Source organism: Psychrosphaera haliotis, from assembly GCF_039523615.1.
Classification (GTDB): Bacteria; Pseudomonadota; Gammaproteobacteria; order Enterobacterales; family Alteromonadaceae; genus Psychrosphaera; species Psychrosphaera haliotis.
Genome location: NZ_BAAAFQ010000004.1, coordinates 381,270 through 404,604, shown reverse-complemented (window position 1 = coordinate 404,604; position 23,335 = coordinate 381,270). Strand labels below are relative to the sequence as shown.

The 23,335-nt window shown below is 40.2% G+C and carries 18 protein-coding genes; 14 read left to right on the top strand and 4 right to left on the bottom strand.

All coding sequences use genetic code 11. The annotated features are described in order from the left end of the window. Positions 1-40: 40 nt before the first annotated feature. Positions 41-1,363 carry a TolC family outer membrane protein gene (locus ABD009_RS04415; RefSeq protein WP_343823034.1) on the bottom strand — a complete coding sequence of 441 codons (1,323 nt, stop codon included), beginning with the start codon at positions 1,361-1,363 and terminating at the stop codon, positions 41-43. Positions 1,364-1,565: 202 nt separating this feature from the next. Between ABD009_RS04415 and nudF the strand changes: the two genes are divergently transcribed. The 14 genes from nudF to rraB all read left to right on the top strand — a co-directional run bounded on the left by nudF (position 1,566) and on the right by rraB (position 18,724). Continuing rightward, the gene (nudF, locus tag ABD009_RS04410; protein ID WP_343823033.1) at positions 1,566-2,201 is read left to right on the top strand and encodes an ADP-ribose diphosphatase; all 636 of its coding nucleotides are present in this window, start codon (positions 1,566-1,568) and stop codon (positions 2,199-2,201) included. 6 nt (positions 2,202-2,207) lie between these two features. Continuing rightward, on the top strand, positions 2,208-2,672 hold the full coding sequence (locus ABD009_RS04405) for a DUF1249 domain-containing protein (RefSeq protein WP_343823032.1): 465 nt from the start codon (positions 2,208-2,210) through the stop codon (positions 2,670-2,672). Next, on the top strand, positions 2,672-3,253 hold the full coding sequence (locus ABD009_RS04400; protein WP_343823029.1) for a YqiA/YcfP family alpha/beta fold hydrolase: 582 nt from the start codon (positions 2,672-2,674) through the stop codon (positions 3,251-3,253). Before ABD009_RS04405 ends, ABD009_RS04400 begins: the two co-directional genes overlap by 1 nt. A 59-nt stretch (positions 3,254-3,312) precedes the next feature. Then, a complete protein-coding gene (gene parE / locus ABD009_RS04395; protein ID WP_155695570.1) occupies positions 3,313-5,202 on the top strand; it encodes a DNA topoisomerase IV subunit B in 1,890 nt (629 codons plus the stop codon). Positions 5,203-5,221: 19 nt separating this feature from the next. Then, positions 5,222-7,369, top strand: coding sequence for a hypothetical protein (locus ABD009_RS04390; protein WP_343823026.1), 2,148 nt, complete (start codon positions 5,222-5,224; stop codon positions 7,367-7,369). Positions 7,370-7,394: 25 nt separating this feature from the next. Further along, positions 7,395-9,707, top strand: a complete 2,313-nt coding sequence (gene parC, locus ABD009_RS04385) for a DNA topoisomerase IV subunit A (RefSeq protein ID WP_343823025.1) — start codon at positions 7,395-7,397, stop codon at positions 9,705-9,707. Between the two features lie 411 nt (positions 9,708-10,118). Beyond that, entirely contained in the window at positions 10,119-11,375 is a 1,257-nt protein-coding gene (locus ABD009_RS04380; RefSeq protein ID WP_343823023.1) for an efflux RND transporter periplasmic adaptor subunit, read from the top strand. Between the two features lie 76 nt (positions 11,376-11,451). Continuing rightward, the gene (locus ABD009_RS04375; protein WP_155695565.1) at positions 11,452-12,183 is read left to right on the top strand and encodes an ABC transporter ATP-binding protein; all 732 of its coding nucleotides are present in this window, start codon (positions 11,452-11,454) and stop codon (positions 12,181-12,183) included. A 1-nt stretch (position 12,184) separates the two neighbouring features. Next, positions 12,185-13,498, top strand: a complete 1,314-nt coding sequence (locus ABD009_RS04370) for an ABC transporter permease (protein WP_343823020.1) — start codon at positions 12,185-12,187, stop codon at positions 13,496-13,498. Between the two features lie 9 nt (positions 13,499-13,507). Beyond that, complete coding sequence (locus ABD009_RS04365) at positions 13,508-14,713, top strand: ABC transporter permease (protein ID WP_343823018.1); 1,206 nt, start codon at positions 13,508-13,510, stop codon at positions 14,711-14,713. A gap of 63 nt (positions 14,714-14,776) precedes the next feature. Beyond that, positions 14,777-16,213, top strand: a complete 1,437-nt coding sequence (locus ABD009_RS04360; RefSeq protein ID WP_343823016.1) for a sigma-54-dependent transcriptional regulator — start codon at positions 14,777-14,779, stop codon at positions 16,211-16,213. Next, positions 16,213-17,511: a sensor histidine kinase gene (locus ABD009_RS04355; RefSeq protein ID WP_343823014.1), complete on the top strand. Its 1,299-nt coding sequence runs from the start codon at positions 16,213-16,215 to the stop codon at positions 17,509-17,511. Before ABD009_RS04360 ends, ABD009_RS04355 begins: the two co-directional genes overlap by 1 nt. Before the next feature lie 122 nt (positions 17,512-17,633). Further along, complete coding sequence (locus tag ABD009_RS04350; protein ID WP_343823012.1) at positions 17,634-18,380, top strand: 1-acylglycerol-3-phosphate O-acyltransferase; 747 nt, start codon at positions 17,634-17,636, stop codon at positions 18,378-18,380. A gap of 2 nt (positions 18,381-18,382) precedes the next feature. Further along, the gene (gene rraB, locus ABD009_RS04345) at positions 18,383-18,724 is read left to right on the top strand and encodes a ribonuclease E inhibitor RraB (RefSeq protein ID WP_155695561.1); all 342 of its coding nucleotides are present in this window, start codon (positions 18,383-18,385) and stop codon (positions 18,722-18,724) included. Positions 18,725-18,883: 159 nt separating this feature from the next. On the opposite strand, the gene rpoD is transcribed toward rraB, so the two are convergent. The 3 genes from rpoD to ABD009_RS04330 all read right to left on the bottom strand — a co-directional run bounded on the left by rpoD (position 18,884) and on the right by ABD009_RS04330 (position 23,315). After that, positions 18,884-20,722, bottom strand: coding sequence for an RNA polymerase sigma factor RpoD (gene rpoD, locus ABD009_RS04340; RefSeq protein WP_155695560.1), 1,839 nt, complete (start codon positions 20,720-20,722; stop codon positions 18,884-18,886). Between the two features lie 203 nt (positions 20,723-20,925). Further along, the gene (gene dnaG / locus ABD009_RS04335) at positions 20,926-22,677 is read right to left on the bottom strand and encodes a DNA primase (RefSeq protein ID WP_343823009.1); all 1,752 of its coding nucleotides are present in this window, start codon (positions 22,675-22,677) and stop codon (positions 20,926-20,928) included. A gap of 191 nt (positions 22,678-22,868) precedes the next feature. Then, a complete protein-coding gene (locus ABD009_RS04330; RefSeq protein ID WP_155695558.1) occupies positions 22,869-23,315 on the bottom strand; it encodes a GatB/YqeY domain-containing protein in 447 nt (148 codons plus the stop codon). Positions 23,316-23,335: the final 20 nt, after the last annotated feature.

The following is a 23,335-nucleotide window of genomic DNA, read 5'->3' as shown; positions in this document are numbered from 1 at the left end:
CTCCGTTTATATATTAACTATTTATCTTTGCTAAAGGTTTTTACTTAAGGCCGCTATTTACAGCTGCTAAGTCTTTACCGTTTAGTTCGCCAGATGCTTGTCTAAGCGTAAGCATTGCTAAAATGTAGTCATAGCGACTTGTAGCTAAGTTACGCTTTGCATTATAAAGGTTTCTTGTGCTGTTAAGTACGTCAACGATGGTACGAGTACCAACATCAAAACCAGCTTGTGTTGCCTGTAATGCGCTCTCGGCTGATACAACTGATTGGTTTAACGCTTTAAGCGTAGATACTAATGAGGAAACGTCGGCAAATGATGTTCTTACGCTACGTACCGCAGCTCTATAGGCAGCTTCACGATCTTCGCTAGCAAATACATAGTTGGCTTGAGCTTGTTTCACTGCTGCTGTTGTGCCACCACCGCTATAAATTGGCACGTTTAACGTTAAGCCAATTGATGAAGAGTTTAATGCTGGGCTATCAATGTCTTTACCAGCATCGTTGTTGCTTAATGATGCTGTTAAATTTAGCGTAGGGTAATGACCAGCGTCAGCGCGTTTGATATCAAACTTAGCCGCTTCAACAACTAACTCTTTACCTTTAAGCTCCAAGTTATTTTGCTCCGCTTTAGTAACCCATTGTTGTACATCGTTAGGTACAGGCAAAGAAGCTTCAAAACGCTCTGTGTTTAAAGCGTTAAAGTTGTTGTAAAACTTGCCGGTAATTTCACGTAAAGCTTCTTTTGAAATTTCTACGTTGCTTTTACTGCGAATTTCAGTAGCAACAGCATTGTCATAATTAGCTTGAGCTTCGTGTACGTCAGTAATAGCCGTTAAACCGACTTTAAAACGCTCTTTAGTTTGTTCAAGTTGACGCTCAATGGCTTTTTTCTCAGCTTGAGAGAACTCTAGATTATCCTGAGCCTTTAAAACGTTGAAGTAACTTTGTGCAACACGTTGAATCAAAGTTTGTTGAGCAAGGTTTAAACTTGTTTGTGCTTGTAACGCACGCTTTTCAGCAGCGTCTAAATTGTACCAGTCACCCATTTGGAAAATAGTTTGGGTAAGAGTTAGTCCATAATTTAGATTACTTGAGTCATAATCATAAACTTCATTAGTAGTAGAGCTCACTGCTTCACTGTTGCCTAGCGAGTATCCGGCAGAGAATGAGATATTAGGTAGCAAACGAGCAAATGCTTGTTCTTCAGTTTGTAGTGTTGCTTCGTAGCTCGCTTTTGCTTTTAAAGTTTGTGGGTCGTTTTGTACCGCATCTTTGTAAGCATCTAATAAGTTTGTCGCTTGAGTTTGCATAGAGACGCTGGCGAAAAATAGCGCGATAGATGCTGTTATAAAAGACTTTCTCATACTGGTTCCTTAACCGAAAATTTTATTCCAATTTTAGCGTTTAGCGATAATTGGCTATATTGTAGCCTTTCTCGTTGTTTTGCGTAATGTTTTTAATGTAAATTAATATACTGCAAATGTAACAGAATATTGAATTGTAAATAAGCTGAAACCGTTATTTATGTTAAACTCCCAACTTAACCGGTTGAGCAGGGATTAACGAATGGCGAGCGATAAATATACACCTCTATTTGATAGCAAAAATATTGAAATCAAGTCTGTAGATAAAGTATTTAACGGCTTTTTTAAAATAAACAAATTTACGTTCAGACATAACCTGTTTAATGGCGGTCAAAGCAACTGGGTTGACCGTGAAATATTTGAACGAGGTGATGCTGTAGGGGTGCTACCTTACGATCCTTTTGAACAAAAAGTTGTGCTTATTGAGCAAATCAGAATTGGCGCTCTGGCATCAAAAGAATCTCCTTGGTTACTAGAAGTCATTGCCGGCATGGTAGATAAAGAAAATGAAGACTTAGAGGATGTCGCCAAAAGGGAAGCATTTGAAGAGGCTGATTTGAATATAAATGCACTAACGCCAATGCTCAGCTACTTGTCTAGCCCAGGCGGAACCAGTGAACGACTTTATTTGTACATGGGTATTGTTGATTCAAGCGGCGTTGGTGGCGTACACGGTTTAGAAGATGAAAACGAAGATATCAAAGTTCACGTATTAGATGTTGAGCATGCATTTGAATTATTAGACTCGGGTGTAATAGATAACGCAGCGACAGTTATTAGCCTACAATGGTTAAGGCTTAATAAACAGAAGATAGATGCAGAGCCTGCAAAATACTAGATGAATATGAATACTGTAAAAAAAGAAAAGTACGTTGTTGACCTCAAGCGTTTACAAACTATTTGTAGTCGCAACTATGCCTTATTATTAAGGCTTTTGCCGTTGGAGTATATTCAAGGGCAGCAATGGCACATTGAGCTAGGTCAGGGGCTTTATTTTGAATTATCAGTGTCTGATATTTCACCATATACAGAACAGTTTACGCTTCAACAAAGAAGTACGTTAAGTACACTGGTGGGTCAAATGGATATTGAGTTTAGGCTTTATCATGATGCACAAATGGTTGAAGTTACTAAATACCAGCAACAAGATCGCATTCGCCCAAACAATCCATACCCAAATGACAAGCTTCATCATAAAGATGAAAAAACGCAGATAAATGCCTTGTTAAAAGATTGGTTAAACTTAGCAATAGACCATCAACCTGATAAAATAGATGACCGTCTTTTAAAAAACTCAGCATCAAGTTAATGGCCAGTATTATATATCTACACGGATTTCATTCATCCCCTTTGTCTGAAAAAGCCGTTCAATTTAATCAATTTATGAAACTGCATCACCCAGATATAAAGGTGTATACGCCTCAGTTACATGTGCATCCCCAACAAGCTATTAGTGAGGTGGAAACACTGGTTGAGTCAATTAAACAAACAAATGACTTTGAGCTAATTGGCATTGTGGGTAGTAGCCTAGGCGGTTTTATAAGTACTTATATTCATAATAAATACAACGTCCCTGCGGTTGTAATAAACCCTGCAGTTAAGCCGTTTGAGCTACTAGAGGATTACGTAGGTAAGCAAGTTCAACCTATCACAGGTGAAGAGTACTTATTAGAGCCGCATCATATGGACGAATTAAAAGCTATTTATCAGCCAACTTTACATGACTCAAGTAAAGTATGGTGTTTGCAGCAAGAGGGCGATGAAGTTCTAGATTATCGTCAAGCCGCCGAACATTACCAGTTGGCCAAAATGACATTAGAACCCGGTGGCAATCACAGTTTTATTGGCTTTAAGCGATACTTACCGCAGATAGTGGATTTTTTCCTTTAAGTTTGACTCAATCCTAGTTAACCTTTCATTTAGAACCTAAAATTAGAATAATAAGCGCTATGACTAATCAATCTTATAATGCAGAAGCGATAGAGGTACTAAACGGTTTAGAGCCGGTACGTCGTCGCCCTGGAATGTATACCGATACAACCCGTCCAAATCACCTTGCTCAAGAAGTAATAGACAACAGTGTTGATGAAGCTTTGGCAGGACATGCAAGTCATATTGTGGTGACGCTGCACGAAGATAATTCTTTGGAAGTGTCCGATGATGGACGAGGAATGCCGGTAGATATTCACCCTGAAGAAGGGATACCAGGCGTAGAGCTAATTCTTACCAAGCTGCATGCTGGTGGTAAGTTTTCCAACAGCAACTACGAATTCTCAGGTGGTTTGCATGGCGTAGGTGTATCAGTTGTAAATGCACTTACCACTAGAATGGAAGTTCGTGTTCGACGCGATGCACAAGAATATCAAATCGCTTTTGAAAATGGCGATAAGGTTCAAAGCTTAGAAGTTATAGGAACAGTAGGGCGCAGAAATACTGGTACAACAGTACGATTTTGGGCTGACCCTTCTTATTTTGATAGCGCAAAATTCTCTAACTCTCGTTTGATCCACAACCTCAGAGCTAAAGCTGTTTTATGCCCAGGCTTAAAAATTAAGTTTAACAATAAACAGCTTAAAGAAACCCACGAGTGGTTTTATCAAGATGGCTTAAAAGACTACTTAGTTGATGCAGTAAAAGGTTTTGTTATGCTGCCGGAAGACCCATTTGTTGGTTCTTTTAGCGGTAATTTAGAAGCAGCTGAGTGGGCGGTTACTTGGTTACCTGAAGGTGGTGACTCTATTGGCGAAAGTTATGTAAACCTAATTCCTACAGCTCAAGGTGGTACTCATGTAAACGGACTAAGACAAGGTCTGTTAGAAGCTATGCGTGAGTTTTGTGAATTCCGAAATTTAGTCCCTCGCGGTATCAAGCTGACGCCTGAAGATATTTGGGAACGATGCAGCTATATATTGTCGGTTAAAATGCAAGACCCGCAATTTGCTGGTCAAACTAAAGAACGTTTATCTTCAAGACAGTGTGCGACATTTGTGTCTGGTATCGTTAAAGATGCCTTTAGCTTGTGGTTAAACACGCATACGGATATTGCTGAGCTACTAGCGGATATGTGTATCTCCAATGCACAAAAACGATTAAGAGCTGCTAAAAAGGTCATACGTAAAAAAGTCACTCAAGGTCCAGCACTGCCAGGTAAATTAACCGACTGTTCTAGCCAAGAAAACGACAGAACAGAATTGTTTTTAGTTGAGGGTGACTCAGCTGGTGGTTCTGCAAAACAAGCAAGAGATCGTGAGTTTCAAGCTATCATGCCGCTTCGAGGCAAGATTCTAAATACATGGGAAGTTGAAGCTGGACAAGTTCTTGGTTCACAAGAAGTACATGATATCTCTGTAGCCATTGGTATGGATCCTGACTCGTCAGATTTATCTCAGTTAAGGTATGGGAAAGTTTGTATCCTTGCCGACGCCGATAGTGATGGTCTGCATATCGCTACATTATTATGCGCACTGTTTACTCGTCATTATCAAACGCTTGTTGAAGCTGGTCATGTTTATGTTGCTATGCCTCCACTTTATCGAATTGATGTAGGCAAAGAAGTCTTTTATGCCTTGGACGATGGCGAAAAAGACGGGATCTTAGATCGTATTGTTGCCGAGAAGAAAAAAGGCAAAGTAAACGTTCAGCGCTTTAAAGGTCTAGGTGAGATGAACCCATTGCAACTTCGCGAAACCACTATGGATCCAAACACTCGTCGATTAGTGCAGTTAACGATTGATGAAATTGCGCCAACGATGGAAATGCTCGACATGCTACTTGCGAAAAAACGAGCGGGCGATCGTAAATCATGGTTGGAAAGCAAAGGTAACAAAGCAACCGTTTAGTTTTGTACGTGGAGAAATAATGAAGTTCTGGCAAAACAACAGATATAGAGAAAAGCAGAGGTTAGCCGTTACGCTGACGTGCTTTTTTGTATCTGTGTTTTGCTCAACCGCCTCATTTGCTAGCAATTATTCGAGTTCAGTAGCTAATAATGATTCAAATTCATTAGCCAACTCAACGGAAGCCTCATCTAATAAGCCAGACGCTTCATCTAATAAAACGGAAGCTTCGCCTAATAAAACAAGCCCTACAAATAATGACTGGTTTAGTAAGCGTAAAAAAAACGCGGAAGACGTTGTTAAAGTTGCGCAAATAGATAAAGTAAAAAACCGGTTCCAAAGTGAATTTAAAACCTTAAGTGAGTTTTTAAGTGCGGTACAAACGCCAAATGCAGTTACTCCCAAAAAACAATTAGCTGGTGTTGAGTACTTTATAACAGATAACACTTTAACATTGGCTCAGTTAGTTAACTTACGTCTTATCAAAGCTCACGCTCTTTATTTGTCAGGAAAGCCTGCGCAGTCTGAACAAGTGCTTAATTTAGTTATCAGTGATATTGATAAACTGGCCGAGCCAGAAAAGTTAGTGTTAACACTACGTTTGCATGAACTCAAAATAGATAATGCCGTTAGCATGCTGGATTATCAGGAAACTATATCCCATTTTGACAACGCCACAGCACTTCTTGATGAGTGGGCGGATAAAGCCGACAATATTGATTATTTATGGGTGTTTTGGAGCTTAAAAAAGGTTTCGTTTTTTGCTTCCCTACAAGATCACGAACTAGCAAACCGCAGCCTTAATACGGCAATTGAAAAAGCAAATTCAAGCGGCTTAATGCCACTCATAGTTTGGGCAAAACAAGCACATATAAAGTTGCTTATTAAACAAAATGATTTGTTTCTAGCGGAACAAAGCTTCAAACGGTTAGTGAGCTATTTGCAAGACAACAAACTATCGTCGTCGTCATTGCAGACCCAAATTGAATGGGCGCAATTAAATAGCCAATCTCTTAAATATAGAGAAGCTGATAAGCGCTTGGAGTCTGTTTACAAAAGTGCGCAGCAAGTGCGAAACCGATACTTGCAATTACAAAGCTTAATAGCTTTGATTAAAAATCAAATTGCACAGCAAAAATTAGAATACGCGGAACAGCTTATAAAGGCAGCAGATAAAGTTAAAGGCCTAACTAATGCCCTAGGACGAGATAAGACTGAGCAATTAAAAACTCAGAATGAACTGTATTTTGTTAAAGCTCAAATAGCGTTATTAAAAGACTTACCAGATGTCTCATTAAAGTACTTATCTAAGATAGAACTCGAATTTTCTGCGTTTAACAATTACTCCTCTGAAACTGGAGTTGGTAAATTAGAGGCACTTAAAGCCCAAAGAACCGCAGAGGTTTTAATGAAAGACTGGCCTCAAGTTTCTAAAACCACAGGGCTTATAGAATATTTAGAAAATAGAAAAAAAGAAGGAATGCAGGTACAGCTTCAAGCATATCGCGACTTTAAAGTTGGTCGTCAACTTAAAGAGCAACAAAATATGCTAGACGAGCATCAAGCTATGAATGTTAACTTATCTAATGCCTTGGTTTTATTAACAGAAAAGCTATCTAATACACGCTGGTTAATTTTGTTATTAGTGTTTGGCTTAGTGTTGTTTATTTATAATGCTGTACTTAGAAGACAAGCAAGTGGCCGCAAACCTCTAGCGCATTTAAGTTTAGCCGTTGCAGAGCGAGCTATCGAACAATTAATGGCCCAAATGAATAATGTGCAAATTAGCACTAATAATTTACCGAAACGCAGTCAAGCTGAAGTCAGCAAGTTAAAGATGTTCACTATCATTGCCATGGACTTTAATGGTGTATCTGAACTGAATGCATCGCTAGGCATTAAAGCGGCGGATGATGCCATTAGTGACAAATTGGAAAGAATAAAAAATCTAAACAAGCAATATCAAATATTGCCAATTAATGGCCATAGGTATTGGTTGGTAGCGAATAATTATGATCTAAACCAGGCACAAGTACTGGTAACAAGAATTGAAAGAGAGTTAGAAAGCACCACACCGAAATTATCGGCAAGGTACGAGCTTTGCGATGTGAATGAACCAACAGAGTTTCGTACTATTTTGAACCAATTAGAATCTAACTTAGCCAAATAATAAGAAGACAGAGAAGGTACAGGTAATGACAGAGGCGATTAGCATCAGCAGTGACGGTATTGAACAATTACCGTTGAGACGCTTTACAGAGGATGCCTATTTAAATTATTCCATGTACGTAATCATGGATCGCGCATTGCCGCATATCGGTGATGGTTTAAAACCAGTACAACGTCGCATCATATATGCAATGTCTGAGTTAGGTTTATCAGCAACGGCTAAATATAAGAAGTCAGCTAGAACCGTTGGTGACGTATTAGGTAAATATCATCCGCATGGTGATAGTGCTTGTTATGAAGCAATGGTGCTGATGGCACAGCCATTCTCTTATCGTTACCCATTAGTAGACGGACAAGGTAACTGGGGTGCGGCAGATGATCCTAAATCATTTGCTGCTATGCGTTATACCGAAGCTCGTTTATCAAAAGTATCTGAAGTTTTGCTGTCTGAATTAGGCCAGGGCACCGTTGAGTGGCAACCTAACTTTGACGGCACAATGAAAGAGCCCGTTACCTTACCAGCACGACTGCCCCATATACTTCTAAACGGCATTACCGGTATTGCTGTTGGTATGGCTACTGATATACCGCCTCATAATATAAGAGAAGTAGCGCAAGCGTGTATTCACTTACTTAAAGAGCCTAAGACTGAACTTCCACAATTGATGGAATATGTTAAAGGCCCAGATTATCCAACTGAAGCTGAAATTATCACGCCAAGTGCGGATATCGCAAAGATATATGAAACAGGCAAAGGCAGCATAAAAATGCGCGCTACGTTTGTTGAAGAAAGCGGTGACATTGTTATTAACGCACTGCCGCATCAAGTATCAGGTGGTAAAGTTTTAGAGCAAATTGCAGCGCAAATGCAGGCTAAAAAGTTACCTATGGTAACGGACTTGCGCGATGAATCTGACCACGAAAATCCAACTAGAATTGTTATTGTTCCTCGCTCAAATAGAGTTGATGTTGAACAAGTTATGCAGCACTTATTTGCATCAACAGATTTGGAAAAAAGCTATCGAGTAAACCTAAACATGCTTGGTTTAGATGGTTTACCGAAAGTAAAAGGTTTGAAACAAATTCTAACAGAGTGGATTGAGTATCGCCGAGGCGTTGTCACTCGTCGTTTACAATACCGTTTAGACAAAGTATTAGCTCGACTTCACATACTTGAAGGCCTATTAGTTGCGTTCTTAAACATTGATGAAATCATTGATATTATTCGAACTGAAGAGCACTCTAAACAAGAATTGATGGAGCGCTTTGGTTTATCAAATACACAAGCGGAAGCCATCCTTGAAATTAAGTTACGTCAGTTAGCCAAGCTTGAAGAAGTTAAGATTAGAGCGGAACAAGCTGAATTAGCGAAAGAACGCGATCAATTACAAAGCTTGTTAGGTTCAAATACAAAATTAAACAATTTAATTAAGAAAGAGCTCGCCGCCGATGCTGAATCCTATGGTGACGACAGACGTTCGCCAATTGTAGTAAGAAGTGAAGCAAAGGCTATTTCAGCTAAAGACCTAGTACCAAGTGAATCAGTTACTGTTGTTTTATCAGAGAAAGGCTGGGGACGTTGTGCCAAAGGTCATGATGTTGAGCCTGAGAAACTAGGCTATAAAGCGGGTGATGGCTTTAAGTCGTCAGCCAAAGGTAAGAGTAATCAGCCGGTGGTCTTTATTGATAGTTCGGGCAGAAGTTTCAGCGCAGACGCACACTCACTGCCATCGGCAAGAAGCCAAGGCGAACCACTTAGCGGACGTTTTAGTATAGTGGCGGGTGAAACACTTGAATACACACTAATGGCTGGAAGCGACCAACAGTATCTAATTTCCTCAGACTCTGGTTATGGTTTTGTTTGTAAGTTTGACGATATGATGACCCGACAAAAAGCCGGTAAAGCATTAGTAAGGCTACCGACAGGAGCTAAGTTACTAGAGCCAAAAACAACGCAAAATATTGAAAATGACGACTGCCTGGTAATATCTAACGAAGGTCGAATGTTAGTCTTCCCGCTAAAAGACTTACCAGTATTGGCTAAAGGTAAAGGCAACAAGATCATAAACATACCATCAGCTCGAGCCGCTAGCAGAGAAGAAGTGGTTAGCCAGATTGTTGTGGTGCCGGAAAATGCGAATGTTGTTTTGCATGCTGGTAAACGCAAATTAACGCTAACACCGAAAGACGTAGATCATTATCGTGGTGAGCGCGGCCGCAGAGGTAGCAAGCTTCCTAGAGGGCTTCAACGCGTTGATTATGTCGAAGTTGAAGTTAAAAGCGGAAGTGACGATATGGTGAATGACGTTGGTGATATAGATAGCGCTTCAGAGGCATAATACGATCTCTTTAAAGTAGAGTATTCGACGTTGATAAACTAAAGTCGACTTATAAAACCACAGAGCGCAAACTCTGTGGTTTTTTGTTTTAACCCCTTTAAAACGACCTCATTAAAAGTGTCCGCCCGGACACTTTAGACTGTCCGCGGACACTTTTATTTCTTGAAAAATTATTTTTTGTCATTTAATACAGCGACTTATGTTTTGGCATGTTCCTCGCAATACTTTACCTACAAATTAACCAACTAGCTAATAAGCTAATCATTACGTTAATCAAAACATGATTTTTAATACTTGATTATTAATACATTGCTATCAAAAAAGATTATCAACAAGTGATTATCAAAAAATGGTTATTAAATATTAAAACGGAGCATGAATGAGGTCATTCATGCCCATGGAGCAGAAAACATGATTAAGGATACGAGCGCACAAGATGTCGCTGTTGAGTCTAAGCCAAACATAAAAAAAATTGCGGGTATTATTCTCGTTTCACTTATCTTAATTTTTTTTGTTGTTAAAGCATTAGTGGGTGGCGCTTCGGTCAGTCATTCTTTTGAGCGTTCATCAATGCAAATTGCTCAAGTTGAAATGGGCGACTTAGTGCGTGATATCGTTTCAAATGGCCGTATTGTCGCTGCTAATGCGCCTCAAATTTACAGTCCAGAGCAGGGTTTTGTTTCACTCAAGGTAAAAGCTGGTGACGAAGTAAGCCTAGGCCAAGTTGTTGCTACGGTAGATAGCCCTGAGCTTGCAAACCAATTGAAACAAGAAACTTCAGAAATGGAACGCCTCAAAGGTGAGCTAGCTCGTCAGGAGTTAGATGCTCGTAGTCAAACATTACAATTAACAAAACTGTTGGATATTGCTCAGGTAGATTTAGAAGCCGCTCAACGAGAAAATCGTCGCGCACATGCGTCTATGAAGAGTAATTTAATTAGCCAAATTGATTTTGAAAAAGCGGTTGATGATTTAGCAAGGGCTGAATTGACTCAAAGACACGCCAAAGAAGAAGTTAGCATCGCCAAGGAGCGTTTAGCGTTTGAATTAGCCAGTGCAAAAAGTACCGTGTCACGTCAAGCATTAGTGCTAGAAGAGTTGAAACGTAAAATTAATGACCTAAACATACTCGCGACAGTAAAAGGTGTAGTTGGTAATTTAATTGTTCAACAACGAGCTCTAGTCAAAAAGAATGACGCGCTAATGACGCTTGTCGATTTAAGCGCTTACGAGGTTGAACTAAACGTTGCAGAAAGTTACGCCAATGATCTTGGTATTGGTATGCAAGCTGAAATTAATATTGCGGGTACAACCTTTTTAGGCAAATTGTCTGCAATTTCTCCTGAAGTTAAAAACCGTCAAGTTACCGCTCGAGTGCGGTTTGATCAACAACAACTTAGTGGCATTCGCCAAAACCAGCAAGTATCAGCAAGAGTACTTTTAGAAAGCAAAAAGAATGTAATGAAAGTTCGCCGTGGCAGTTTTATGCAGTCAGGTGGGTTTTACGCATTTAAGGTTGAAGGCGGCATTGCCACAAAAGTAGATATCCAACTTGGCGCAATAAGCATGCGAGAAGTAGAAATCCTGTCAGGATTAACAGCCGGCGATGAAATTATTATCTCGAATTATGATGAATACAGTAAAGCGGATGCGTTCTTACTAAATTAAGAAAAGCACGAGTTATCAATTTGTTAAATACGAAACTTGTGATGCAAACCAGTTAAACATAGAAAGGAATACAACAATGTTAAGCATGAAAAATATTAGTAAAGTATATCAAACGGAAAAGGTACAAACACACGCACTTCGTGACTTTAACCTAGAAGTAAAGGAAGGCGAGTTTATAGCAGTAACAGGGCCATCAGGTTCAGGTAAAACAACGTTTTTGAATATTGCTGGCATGTTGGAACCGTTTTCTAGTGGTGAGTTTATGCTTGATGATGTGAACGTTGGTACATTAAGCGATAACGAGAGAGCGGATTTAAGAAACCAAAAAATTGGATTCATTTTTCAGGGTTTTAACCTGATCCCGGACCTAAATTTATATGAAAATATTGAAGTACCTTTGCGTTATCGAGGCATAAAAGCTGCTGAGCGTAAGCTTCGAATTGAAGAGTGTTTAGAAAAAGTTGGGTTAGCGAGCAGAGCCAAACATTTACCTCAACAATTATCTGGCGGTCAGCAACAGCGAGTTGCAATTGCTAGAGCTTTAGCGGGCAAACCACGCTTTTTATTGGCGGATGAACCAACGGGTAACTTAGATAGCCTTATGGCACGTCAAGTCATGGAGTTACTAGAAAATATAAACACGGAAGGTTCCACCATCATTATGGTGACCCATGACCAGGAGCTAGCCCGTCGAGCGCCTCGCAATATTCAGGTCGTTGATGGTCAGTTAGCTGACTTTACCTTGTATCAAAATAAGTCTTCAGACTCGGTATCAGCGCGAGTCGAACAGTCGATAGCAGAGGTGTAATATGTTTCTTCATTATATAGACCTTAGCTGGCGCAGTTTAAAGCGGACACCGTTAGTATCGGCGTTAATGATCCTCGCCATTGCTATTGGCATTGGTATAACGATGACGAGTTTGTCGGTTTATCACATGATGTCTATGGATCCTATCCCACATAAAAGTGATCAGCTTTTTGCAGTGCAGCTTAATACAACTGATGATGGTAACAGCTGGTGGACACCTGATGACGTGCCATATCAATTGACATACAAAGACGCCATGTTTCTGCACAACGCTGAAACACCGGTTCGAAAAACGGCGTCCATTCGCACGGCGTTTACTGTCCATATGAATAATCAAGACGTTAAACCTTCATTATCAAGTGCTCGAGCGGCAGGCAAAGACTTTTTTAGCATGTTCGATTTGGAGTTTATTTACGGTTCGTCTTGGACTTTGACGCAAGAAAAAGCAGCTGAGTCAGTGATTGTTATAAACGAAGAGACTAACGATAAACTGTTTGGTGGACAAAACTCTGTTGGTAAAGAAATGTATCTAGACGACACTATTTTTACGGTTGTAGGGGTTACTAAAAATTGGGATATCCATATCAAATATTACGACTTAAACAATGGTTCCTTTAATGCACCTGAGCCACTGTTTATTCCCATTACATTATGGGAGCCAATGCAACTCGTTACCCGAGGCAATACAAATGGTTGGAAACATGAGGGCGTGACAACGTTTGAAGGGCAGCTACAGTCTGAAATGTTTTGGGTGCAGTTTTGGGCAGAACTGCCAACAGATAAAGAGGTTCAAAAGTACCATGACTTTTTGTTTGCTTATTTAACAGAGCAAGGAACCAAAGGTCGTTATTCACGCGAAGTGCCTCAGTTCAATTTACAAGACGTGAATGAGTGGATGGAATACAACAATGTAGTATCCGAGGACAACAAGATATTGGTTGGACTTAGTTTTATGTTTTTAGCCGTGTGTTTAGCCAATATATTGGGACTGTTGCTTGGCAAGTTTATACGTAGAGCGCCAGAGATTGGTGTGCGAAGAGCATTAGGCGCCAGCAAACGTCAGATATTTTTTCAGCATCTAGTTGAGGTGTCAGTACTTGGTTTATTAGGCGGATTGATTGGTATTGGCATCGCGCAATTTGGCCTATGGGGAGTGCGTGTAACGAGTCAGCAATATGCAGAACTAGCAGGCATGGATCTCACGATGATTTTAACAGCCCCTGCAATAGCAATTGGCGCCTGTATCATTGCCGGAATGTACCCAGCATGGCTTGTTTGTAAAACCCAACCAGCTATTTACTTAAAAACGCAATAGGAGCTCATCATGTTAGAAATTAAACCTATATTTAATTCATTGCTTCGCTCCAAGGCGGGCGCAGTGATGTTGCTGATTCAAATCGCTATAACCACAGCTATTGTGAGCAATGCTTCATTTATTGCCAATGATAGAATTGAGTTTTTAACCCAAGAAACGGGTTACCCGGAAGATGAAATATTCAGTTTTACGACGATGACGTTTGATAAAGAACTCGATCTTTCTCAAAAGTTTGAAGAAACGGAAACCATGCTGAGAAACGTTCCTGGTGTAAAGAATGCGGCATTGTTTAACGCTGTGCCTTTGTCAGGTAGTGGCTCTGGTGGTGGATTAAGACTAACACCGGCAACGGAAGGCGGCCAAGACGTTCGTACGTCGTACTTTTTATCCGATGAAAACGCGCTAGATACGCTGGGTATTAGTTTAATAGAGGGCAGAAACTTTCGTCCAGACGAAGTTATTATATCTGAGAGCAGAGACGTGTTTCCGGAAGTTGTTGTGGTTACAAAAGCCTTGGGCTTAGAATTGTTTCCTGAAGGCAATGCTTTAGGGCAAACGGTTTTCTTTGGTGTATCGCCGATGAAAATTATTGGTATCACTGAGCCAATGAAGAGTGCGTGGTTAAAAGACAGTAGGCCAGACAACGTATCTATTATGCCATTTGTAGGCGCATCTATGTTTCAAAAAATCATCGTTCGCACTGAGCCCGAACAGCGTTCTGCCATCATGCGACAGGTTGAAGACTTGATGATTCAAGACCATAACAAACGAGTTATTATTGGGGTGCAAGGCATGGATGACGATAAACGAGAATACAATTCGTCAGACATTTTAATGCTACGCATGTTAATTACTCTTATCGTTGTACTTGTTCTTATAACCGGTCTTGGAATATTTGGTTTGACGGTATTTAATATTAATAAACGCACCAAACAAATAGGCACACGGCGTGCACTTGGCGCCAGAAAATTAGACATTGTGAGATACTTTTTGATTGAGAATGCCATTATTTGTGTGTTCGGTATCGCACTTGGAGCAGTCGCTGCCATTTTAATGGGCCAGATGTTACTAGAGAGCTACTCAATGCCAGCGTTAAATTCTATTTATGTAGCTGTCACTGCGATATTTATTTTTATTGCAAGTCTGTTGTCAGTTGTTATGCCAGCGACTAAAGCGGCAAACATTTCTCCTAGTATTGCTACTCGTAGTATTTAATGACCATAATTGGTAGGCTAAACTACTAACAATGAAAGGATATATTCAAGCAATGAGCAGGCAATGGACAAAATATTAATCGTTGATGATACACCAGCAGTTTTACAAGCCTTGTCCTTATTGCTTGAAATTCATGGCTACGATGTCATTGCAACGACATCACCCCTTCAGGCGTTACAATACGCGAACCAACTGCGTGTCTCCCTTGTTATTCAAGATATGAATTTCACTGGAGACACAACGTCGGGTGAAGAAGGCAAAGAGCTCTTTTACCAACTTCGCCGTTTGGATCCGCACCTTCCGGTTATATTAATTACGGCTTGGACTGATTTGGAACAAGCGATTGAGTTAGTTAAAGCTGGAGCTGTGGACTATATTGCGAAGCCTTGGGATGACCAGAAACTCTTAAACACTGTGGCTAATTTAGTTGCATTAGGTAAGGCGAACCAAGCGCAAGAGAAGTTAATACGCCAACAAACAGTTGGTGACTGCACAAAGTCAAAGGCCAGTAGTGTTGGTCTTGTTTATGCCAGTGCAGCAATGCAGCGTATTGTTGATATGGCAATTCAAGTGGCTAAATCAGATATCTCAGTATTAATTACTGGTGCTAACGGTAGCGGCAAAGAAAAAATTGCAGAAGTCGTTCAGGCCAACTCCCTTGTACCTAATGCACCCTTTATTAAAGTTAATTGTGGTGCGTTACCTGCCGACTTAATTGAAGCTGAATTGTTTGGGGCTGAAGCGGGTGCATATACAGGTGCAAACAAAAAGCGAATAGGGCTATTTGAAGCAGCCGATGGTGGTACCTTATTTTTAGATGAAATTGGCAACCTACCATATTCAGGACAAACCAAGCTGTTACGAGTGATTCAAACCGGAGAGTTTCAACGCCTAGGCTCGGTAAATACGATTAAAACAAAAGTCAGAGTAATCTCAGCTACAAACAGCAACCTTTTAGACGCGATTGCAGCAGGTGACTTTAGGGAAGATTTATACTATCGACTTAATGTTATTGAGCTTAATGTTCCTGCTCTATCAGAGCGACTAGACGATATTATGCCTTTGGTACACCACTTTTTGCCGGATAGGGAGTTGAGCCTATCAGCAGAAAATGCGTTAAAAAGCCATCAATGGCTAGGAAATGTAAGAGAGCTAGAGAACACATGTAAAAGAGTCGCGGTTTTGAAGCCGCAGGGCGTCATTGAGGCTGTGGACTTTGCATTTAACCAACCGGTGAATTTAGGCGTTCCAGAGAGCTTAGCTTTTCAAACCAATCTAGCTTCCCAGTCCAATATAGCTGGCCACACCAATCAAGCCTCGCAAACTAATTTAGCGTCTCAAACTAGTAATTCAAAAGCAGTCAATGTAGAAGTCTCTAAAGAAGCACTAGAGGCTGCTATGCGAGACCAAAAAGGCGTGATTGCTCGAGTGGCTCGTCAATTTGGGTTGAGTAGGCAAGCTTTGTATAGACGCTTAGATAAATTTGAGATCCCGTACTAATGCTAACCAAAGTTTTACCTAAAATACTTTTAGTTGTTGCGCTAATCAGCAGTATTTGTTGTATACCACTATTCTTGTTAGATGGATTATCCCTAAATATTGGAATACTCATTGCAATAACAATAGTGAGCATGAGTGTTTTGTTAGCGCGCTATTTGTTAAGAGATATCCGAGAAGGGTTGTCTGCATTAGAGCTTGGTTTGTTAAATTTAAAAGATGGCGAATACGCAACAACACTGTCTTATCAGAATGAAGATGAACTAGGTAAATTGTGTTCACTATACAACAGCACAGCGCTGCAACTGAGGGAAGAGAAGCACTGGATATATCAACGGGAACTCTTGCTTGATAAAATCACCCAAAGCTCACCAGAAGTACTATTTCTGGTTAACGATCAACAACAAGTTATATTCAGTAATATCGCCGCTAGACGTTTTTTTAACTGCTCAAAAGGATTAGATGGAAACCTGCTGTCGCACTTATTAACAACGGCCCCTAAAGGTGCCGAAGCTGCTATTGCTGAAAAGAAAGAAGGCCTTTTTTCAATTGTATTTGATGAAGACGAACCACAAACGTGGCATATGTCTACAGGGAAGTTCTCGTTAAACAATCAAGAGCACACTTTATTCATTTTAAAACAAATGACACGAGAACTGAGCCGCCAAGAAGTGGCCGTGTGGAAAAAGGTAATTAGAGTAATAAGTCACGAGCTAAATAATTCTCTGGGACCAATATCATCTATGCTTCACAGTGGCGGCATCATTAGTGAAAAGCTCAATGAAGAGCGTTTGACGCGGGTATTTTCAACGATTGATGAACGCATTCAACATTTAAGTGATTTTGTACAGGGTTACGGAAAGTTTGCTAAGTTACCTGAACCAAAAATTCAAGCAATTGATTGGGGACACTTAACTGCAACATTAAAATCGCAGTGGCAATTCATTGACTTATCAGCAGGAAAACAAACGGTTTACGCAGATCCGGTGCAATTGGAACAGCTATTAATCAACCTTATAAAAAACGCGCATGAGTCAGGCTCTTTGCCTGAAGATGTAAGTATTAGACTAGAGCAACGCCAAAACGAGTCTTGTATTTCGGTGATGGATAAAGGAAAAGGTATTTCAGAAAACGTAATGGCAAACGCCTTAATACCGTTTTATTCTACTAAAGCTAGTGGTAGCGGCCTTGGCCTTGCTTTGTGCCGAGAGATCACAGACGCACACCACGGCAACATCGGGCTATTCAATCGAGAAGGTGGAGGCTTAACGGTCAGAGTTATACTTCCCTATCAAGGTTAACCTGCGGCTAGCTTCTTCCCAATTAAAAGTACCTTATTTTCATGTATATTTAACAAAACTTTAGCTTACAGCTGTTCGCTGAGTTTGCTACAATGCGCCTTTAAATATTTGGAGTTGTATTTGTGCTGGCTATTTTACGTACGTTATTATTAGGTGTTTTCTTTATTCTATCGACAGCATTTCTTCTTTTATATCTTATTGTTAGACCGTTTCAGCGTAATAACGTTCATATGGTTGCAAGAGTTTATGGTTCGTTTGCGAAAATGTTGGGACTTGAAATTGTTATTCGCGGGCAAGAACGAATTGTAGATGAACCAGTGGTCTACATAGGCAATCATCAGAATACATGGGATATTTTCACCGCTTCTAATGGCGTTCGAAAGGGGACGGTAAGTGTTGGTAAAAAGAGCCTGAAGTGGATGCCATTTTTTGGGCAAGTATACTGGTTGTCAGGCAACATTCTTATTGACCGTGCCAATAAAACAAAAGCACACGGTACGATAGGTCAAGCGGCTCAGAAAATTCGTGATAAAAAGATATCGGTATGGCTTTTCCCTGAAGGAACTCGCTCAAGAGGTCGTGGTTTAATGAAGTTTAAAACAGGCGCCTTTTATACAGCATTTATGGCTGGTGTACCTATGGTGCCGGTTGCAATTAGTAGCACACACGAGAGAATTAAAATGAATCGTTGGAACAATGGCAAAGTTATAATTGAGTATTTAGATCCAGTGACTATTGAAAGTGATGAAAAACAATATATTAGACAGAAAGCGGAAGAAGTTCGCGAAATAATGGCTAAAAAAATTGACGAATTAAATGCAGAATTAGGCTATATTCCACAATCAGAAGAAACAGTACAAAAAGGTTAATAATGGAATCGGTTGATTGGCAAGAATTTAGCAATGACATCATAGAGCAACTTATTGAAGATGGTTCGAATACAGAAGCAATGTATGGTATTGAACATCATTTTGTAGCGGAAAATAATGAGATTGCTGACAAAGCGCAGCAAGAAGCATTTTTAAAAGGTTGGGATGTATCAGAGCTAGAACAAGTAGAGACTGAAGATGGTTTACTTGTATTTTGTTTTGATATTGATACTGAATGCCCTTTAGATGAAGTTATTATTAATGAAGAAGTTGAAGAAATGGTGGCATACGCCGAAGCAAACAACTTAGAGTACGATGGTTGGGGCACTCACTTCGAAGAGTAGTAAAACCACTAAATGAAAGAAGCTGATTACCTTAACGGAATCGGCTTTTTTTGTGCCTTAATTTTGCTGAGTTTTACAATTACCGCAAGAATGTTTTATTTTGAGCAATAAAAAAGCCTGCAGATGCAGGCCTTTTCAATATTATAAGAGCGGTTAAGACTATTCGTCTAAGAATGTCTTAAGTGGCTCAGAGCGAGAAGGGTGACGTAATTTACGTAACGCTTTTGCTTCAATCTGACGAATACGCTCACGTGTAACGTCAAACTGCTTGCCTACTTCTTCTAACGTGTGGTCTGTATTCATATCAATACCGAAACGCATACGTAGTACTTTAGCTTCACGAGCTGTAAGGCCAGATAGAACGTCACGAGTGGCGTTTTGCAGGCCTTCCGATGTAGTTGTATCTACCGGTGAAGAAATAGTAGTATCTTCAATGAAATCACCTAAGTGCGAATCTTCATCGTCACCAATTGGTGTTTCCATTGAGATTGGCTCTTTTGCAATCTTAAGTACTTTACGGATTTTATCTTCAGGCATAACCATACGCTCTGCTAATTCTTCAGGAGTAGGCTCGCGACCCATTTCTTGAAGCATTTGACGAGATATACGGTTTAACTTGTTGATTGTCTCTATCATGTGTACTGGAATACGGATCGTTCTTGCTTGGTCAGCAATTGAACGAGTGATAGCCTGACGAATCCACCACGTTGCATAAGTTGAGAACTTATAACCACGACGGTATTCAAATTTATCAACAGCCTTCATAAGGCCAATGTTACCTTCTTGAATTAGATCCAAGAACTGTAAACCACGGTTTGTATACTTTTTAGCAATTGAGATTACCAAACGTAAGTTGGCTTCAACCATTTCTTTTTTCGCACGACGAGCTTTTGCTTCACCGATTGACATGCGACGGTTGATGTCTTTAATCGCTTCAACATTAAGGCGTGTTTCCGCTTCAATGTCTCTTAACTTTGAAATGCTGCGACGAATTTCAATATCAACGTCAATTAGCTTTTTAGCTACTGAGTCGCCACCGCGTTGCAGCAGGTCTAACCAAGAAGTTTTTGCTTCGTTACCTGGGAAGATTTTTACGAAATCTTTTTTAGGTAATTTGGCATATTCACAACAGTGTTTCATGATAAGGCGTTCTTGAATACGAACTCTATCCATCATGTCACGCATGTTTTTAACTAAACGGTCAAACTGCTTTGGAATTAGTTTAAATAGGCGGAAATGTTCACCAAGTGCCGCAATTTTTTCTTGCGTATCTGGATGTGCACGGCCTAATTCATTGATAGAAACCGTAGACTCATCATATAGACGACGTAACTCAACAAAATGTTCACGAGCTTCTTCAGGATCTGGACCTGTATCTACTTCTTCTTCATCTTCATCGTCGTCTTCTTCATTATCACCGTCTTCATCAGCAAGCTGTTCATCGGTTAATTCTGAGCCAACGTGAGTGGCAGCAGGTGCTACATCGTCTTCGTTTGGATCTAAGAAGCCGTTAATGATGTCACTTAAGCGGATTTCTTCAGCTTCATATTGGTCCCATTGGTCCAATAAGTAGCTAATAGCTTGAGGGTACTCTGCAACAGAAGATTGAACAGTGTAGATACCATCTTCTATACGTTTAGCGATTTCAATTTCGCCTTCACGAGTTAGAAGCTCAACCGTACCCATTTCACGCATGTACATGCGCACTGGGTCAGTTGTACGACCGATTTCTTTTTCTACAGTTGCTAGTGCAGCAGCGGCCGCTTCAACAACTTCGTCGTCGCTGGTTTGCTCTTGCATTAATAATTCGTCGGCATCAGGTGGTGTTTCACACACTTTGATACCCATGTCGTTGATCATCTGAATGATGTCTTCGACCTGATCGGCATCGATCATATCCTGTGGAAGGTGATCGTTAACTTCAGCAAAGGTTAAATAACCTTGCTCGCGACCTTTAATTATAAGAAGTTTTAATTGAGACTGAGGAGTTTGCTCCATACAGATTATCTTCCACCTACTAGTTGAACATCAAATTCTGGAAATGAAATTCCCGTTAGTTGGTTACTTTGTACCAAGCACGGAAAAATCGAACTGCATATTATAACAGCAGAATGTCTGTCTGGCTATGAAATAAAGGTTACCAAGACTAAATATTCTCAACAGCAAGTGTAGCCTAGAGTTTGGAATATCACATGGCGATTTTAATTTTTTAGTGCAGACATTAAAGCGACATATTCCGCTTTTTCTGTGGCATCTAGTTGGCCGGTTTTGAATTTTATTAGCAAACCTTCAAGACGTTTTTCTAAGTAGCTATCTTGTAAGGATTTAAACGTTTCAGTAAATTCTGCACTTAAGTTCTCATCATTGATTTGATGGTCCCATACAACCAGTTGAGCTAAAAAACGGTACTCTTTTGACTCTCGAAAACGTTCCAATAATACAGGTGAAGACAAATTAGGCTCATCAACTATATTTTTCTGAATGCGAACAAATAGATCAAAACCAGGTAATTCAGCGTTGGCAAGTGCTGGAATAAATGGAATTTCCGACGCTAAGTTAGGATGCTGCAACATAAGTCCTATGGCGCGACGCATAGGTGTAATTTGGAATTCTGTTTGTCGTTGCTTAACTTCTGCTACAGGAGAGCGAGAAGCGATTTTAATTTGGTCTACTTGCTTACCGACTAAACGAGCTAATTTAGCCAATAAAGCTTCTTTGTAATAGTCGCTAGGAATAAGTGAAATTAATGGTTTAGCTTGAGCTAGTAGGGCAGATTTCCCTGCATCATCGGTCAAATCAAGTTGCCCAACAAAGTGTTCAAAAAAATACTCAATTAACGGCGTAGATTCTTTAAGTCTTTGCTCAAAGGCCTCTTTACCTTCCTGCTGAACCATAGTATCTGGATCTTCGCCGTCTGGTAAGAAGCAAAAACGCAAATCAACGCCATCTTTTAGCTGTGGCAATGCATTTTCTAATGCTCGCCAAGCAGCATCGCGGCCAGCTCTGTCGCCGTCATAACAACAGATAACCTTACGAGTTTGCCTGAATAGCATTTGCATATGGTCTTGTGTGGTTGCTGTACCTAACGCGGCAACCGCATAACTAATGCCTTGTTGAGCTAGCGACACAACGTCCATATAACCTTCAACAATGATGACTTGCTCAAGGTTTTTATTGGCTTGTTTGGCCTGGTGAAAACCGTATAACTCACGACCTTTATGAAATATTCTCGTTTCAGGGGAGTTCAGATATTTTGGTGTGCTGTCATCCATTACTCGACCACCAAAACCAACAACACGTCCGCGCTTATCACGAATTGGAAACATGATTCTGTTTCTGAAAAAGTCGTAAGTGCGACCTTTGTCGTTTGATGTGAGGATTTTTAAATCAAGAAGTTGTTGTTTAGCATCGGTTGCAGCGCCAAGTGTAGTAAGTGCCGAGTCCCATTTATCTGGAGCAAAGCCAATACCATATTGTTGCGCTATTTTACCCGATAAACCACGAGACTTTAGATATTCAATGGCACCAGGGCTATTTTCATCGTGTTTGAGCTTGTGCTGAAAAAAGCGAGCGGCATTTTCCATGGTGTCATAATCAGATTGTTTCTGCTCTTTACTGACCGTTGGATAATGTTTGGTTTTTCCGCCAGTTTGTTCTCGAGGCACATCCATTGAATTTAATCGAGCCAACTCTTCAATTGCTTCGACAAACTCAAGTTGTTCATACTCCATTAAAAAACTAACACTATTGCCGTGCACTCCGCAGCCAAAACAATGATAAAACTGTTTATCTGGACTCACGGAGAATGAAGGCGACTTTTCATTGTGGAAAGGGCAACAGGCTTGATAATTTTTACCGGCTTTTTTGAGCGGGACTCTCGCATCAATTAGCTCAACAATATCAGTTCGAGCGACTACATCATCAATAAAACCTTTTGGAATTCGTCCTGCCAATTTGCGCTCTCAATATCAGTAAAAAAATGATTAGGAATTATTGCAGAAAAGTGAATTTAAGAAAATGAAAAGTTAGAAATAGTGAAGGTTTAGTTTTCTGTCATTTTTAACAATGCCGGGTGGAAAATTATTTTCAGGCATAAAAAAACCGCTAATAAAAATCAGCGGTTTTCTAGCAGTTAAAGTAGTGACTACTTATTTAAATAAGTTCTCACAAGACCACTGACTTTTCCCATGTCAGCTCGGCCTGTTAAAGTAGGTTTCAGCTCTGCCATCACTTTGCCCATATCCTGCATACCTGACGCGGAGGTAGATTCAATAGCATTCGCGATAAGAGATGACACTTCTTCCTCAGACAAAGGCTGAGGCATGAAGGCTTCAATTACTTTAATTTCAGACGCTTCTTTTGCTGCTAATTCTGGACGGTCAGCTTGTTCAAATTGTGATTGGGAATCACGACGCTGTTTAACCATTTTGGTTAAAATAGCGATGACCTGCTCATCGTCCAGTTCAATTCTTTCGTCAATCTCTCTTTGCTTTACAGCTGCTAAAACCATACGAATTGTACCAAGGCGTTCTTTATCCTTGTTACGCATTGCATCTTTTTGTGCATCTTTAAGCGTGGTAACTAAGCTCATTTGCTTCCTTACGTAGAGAG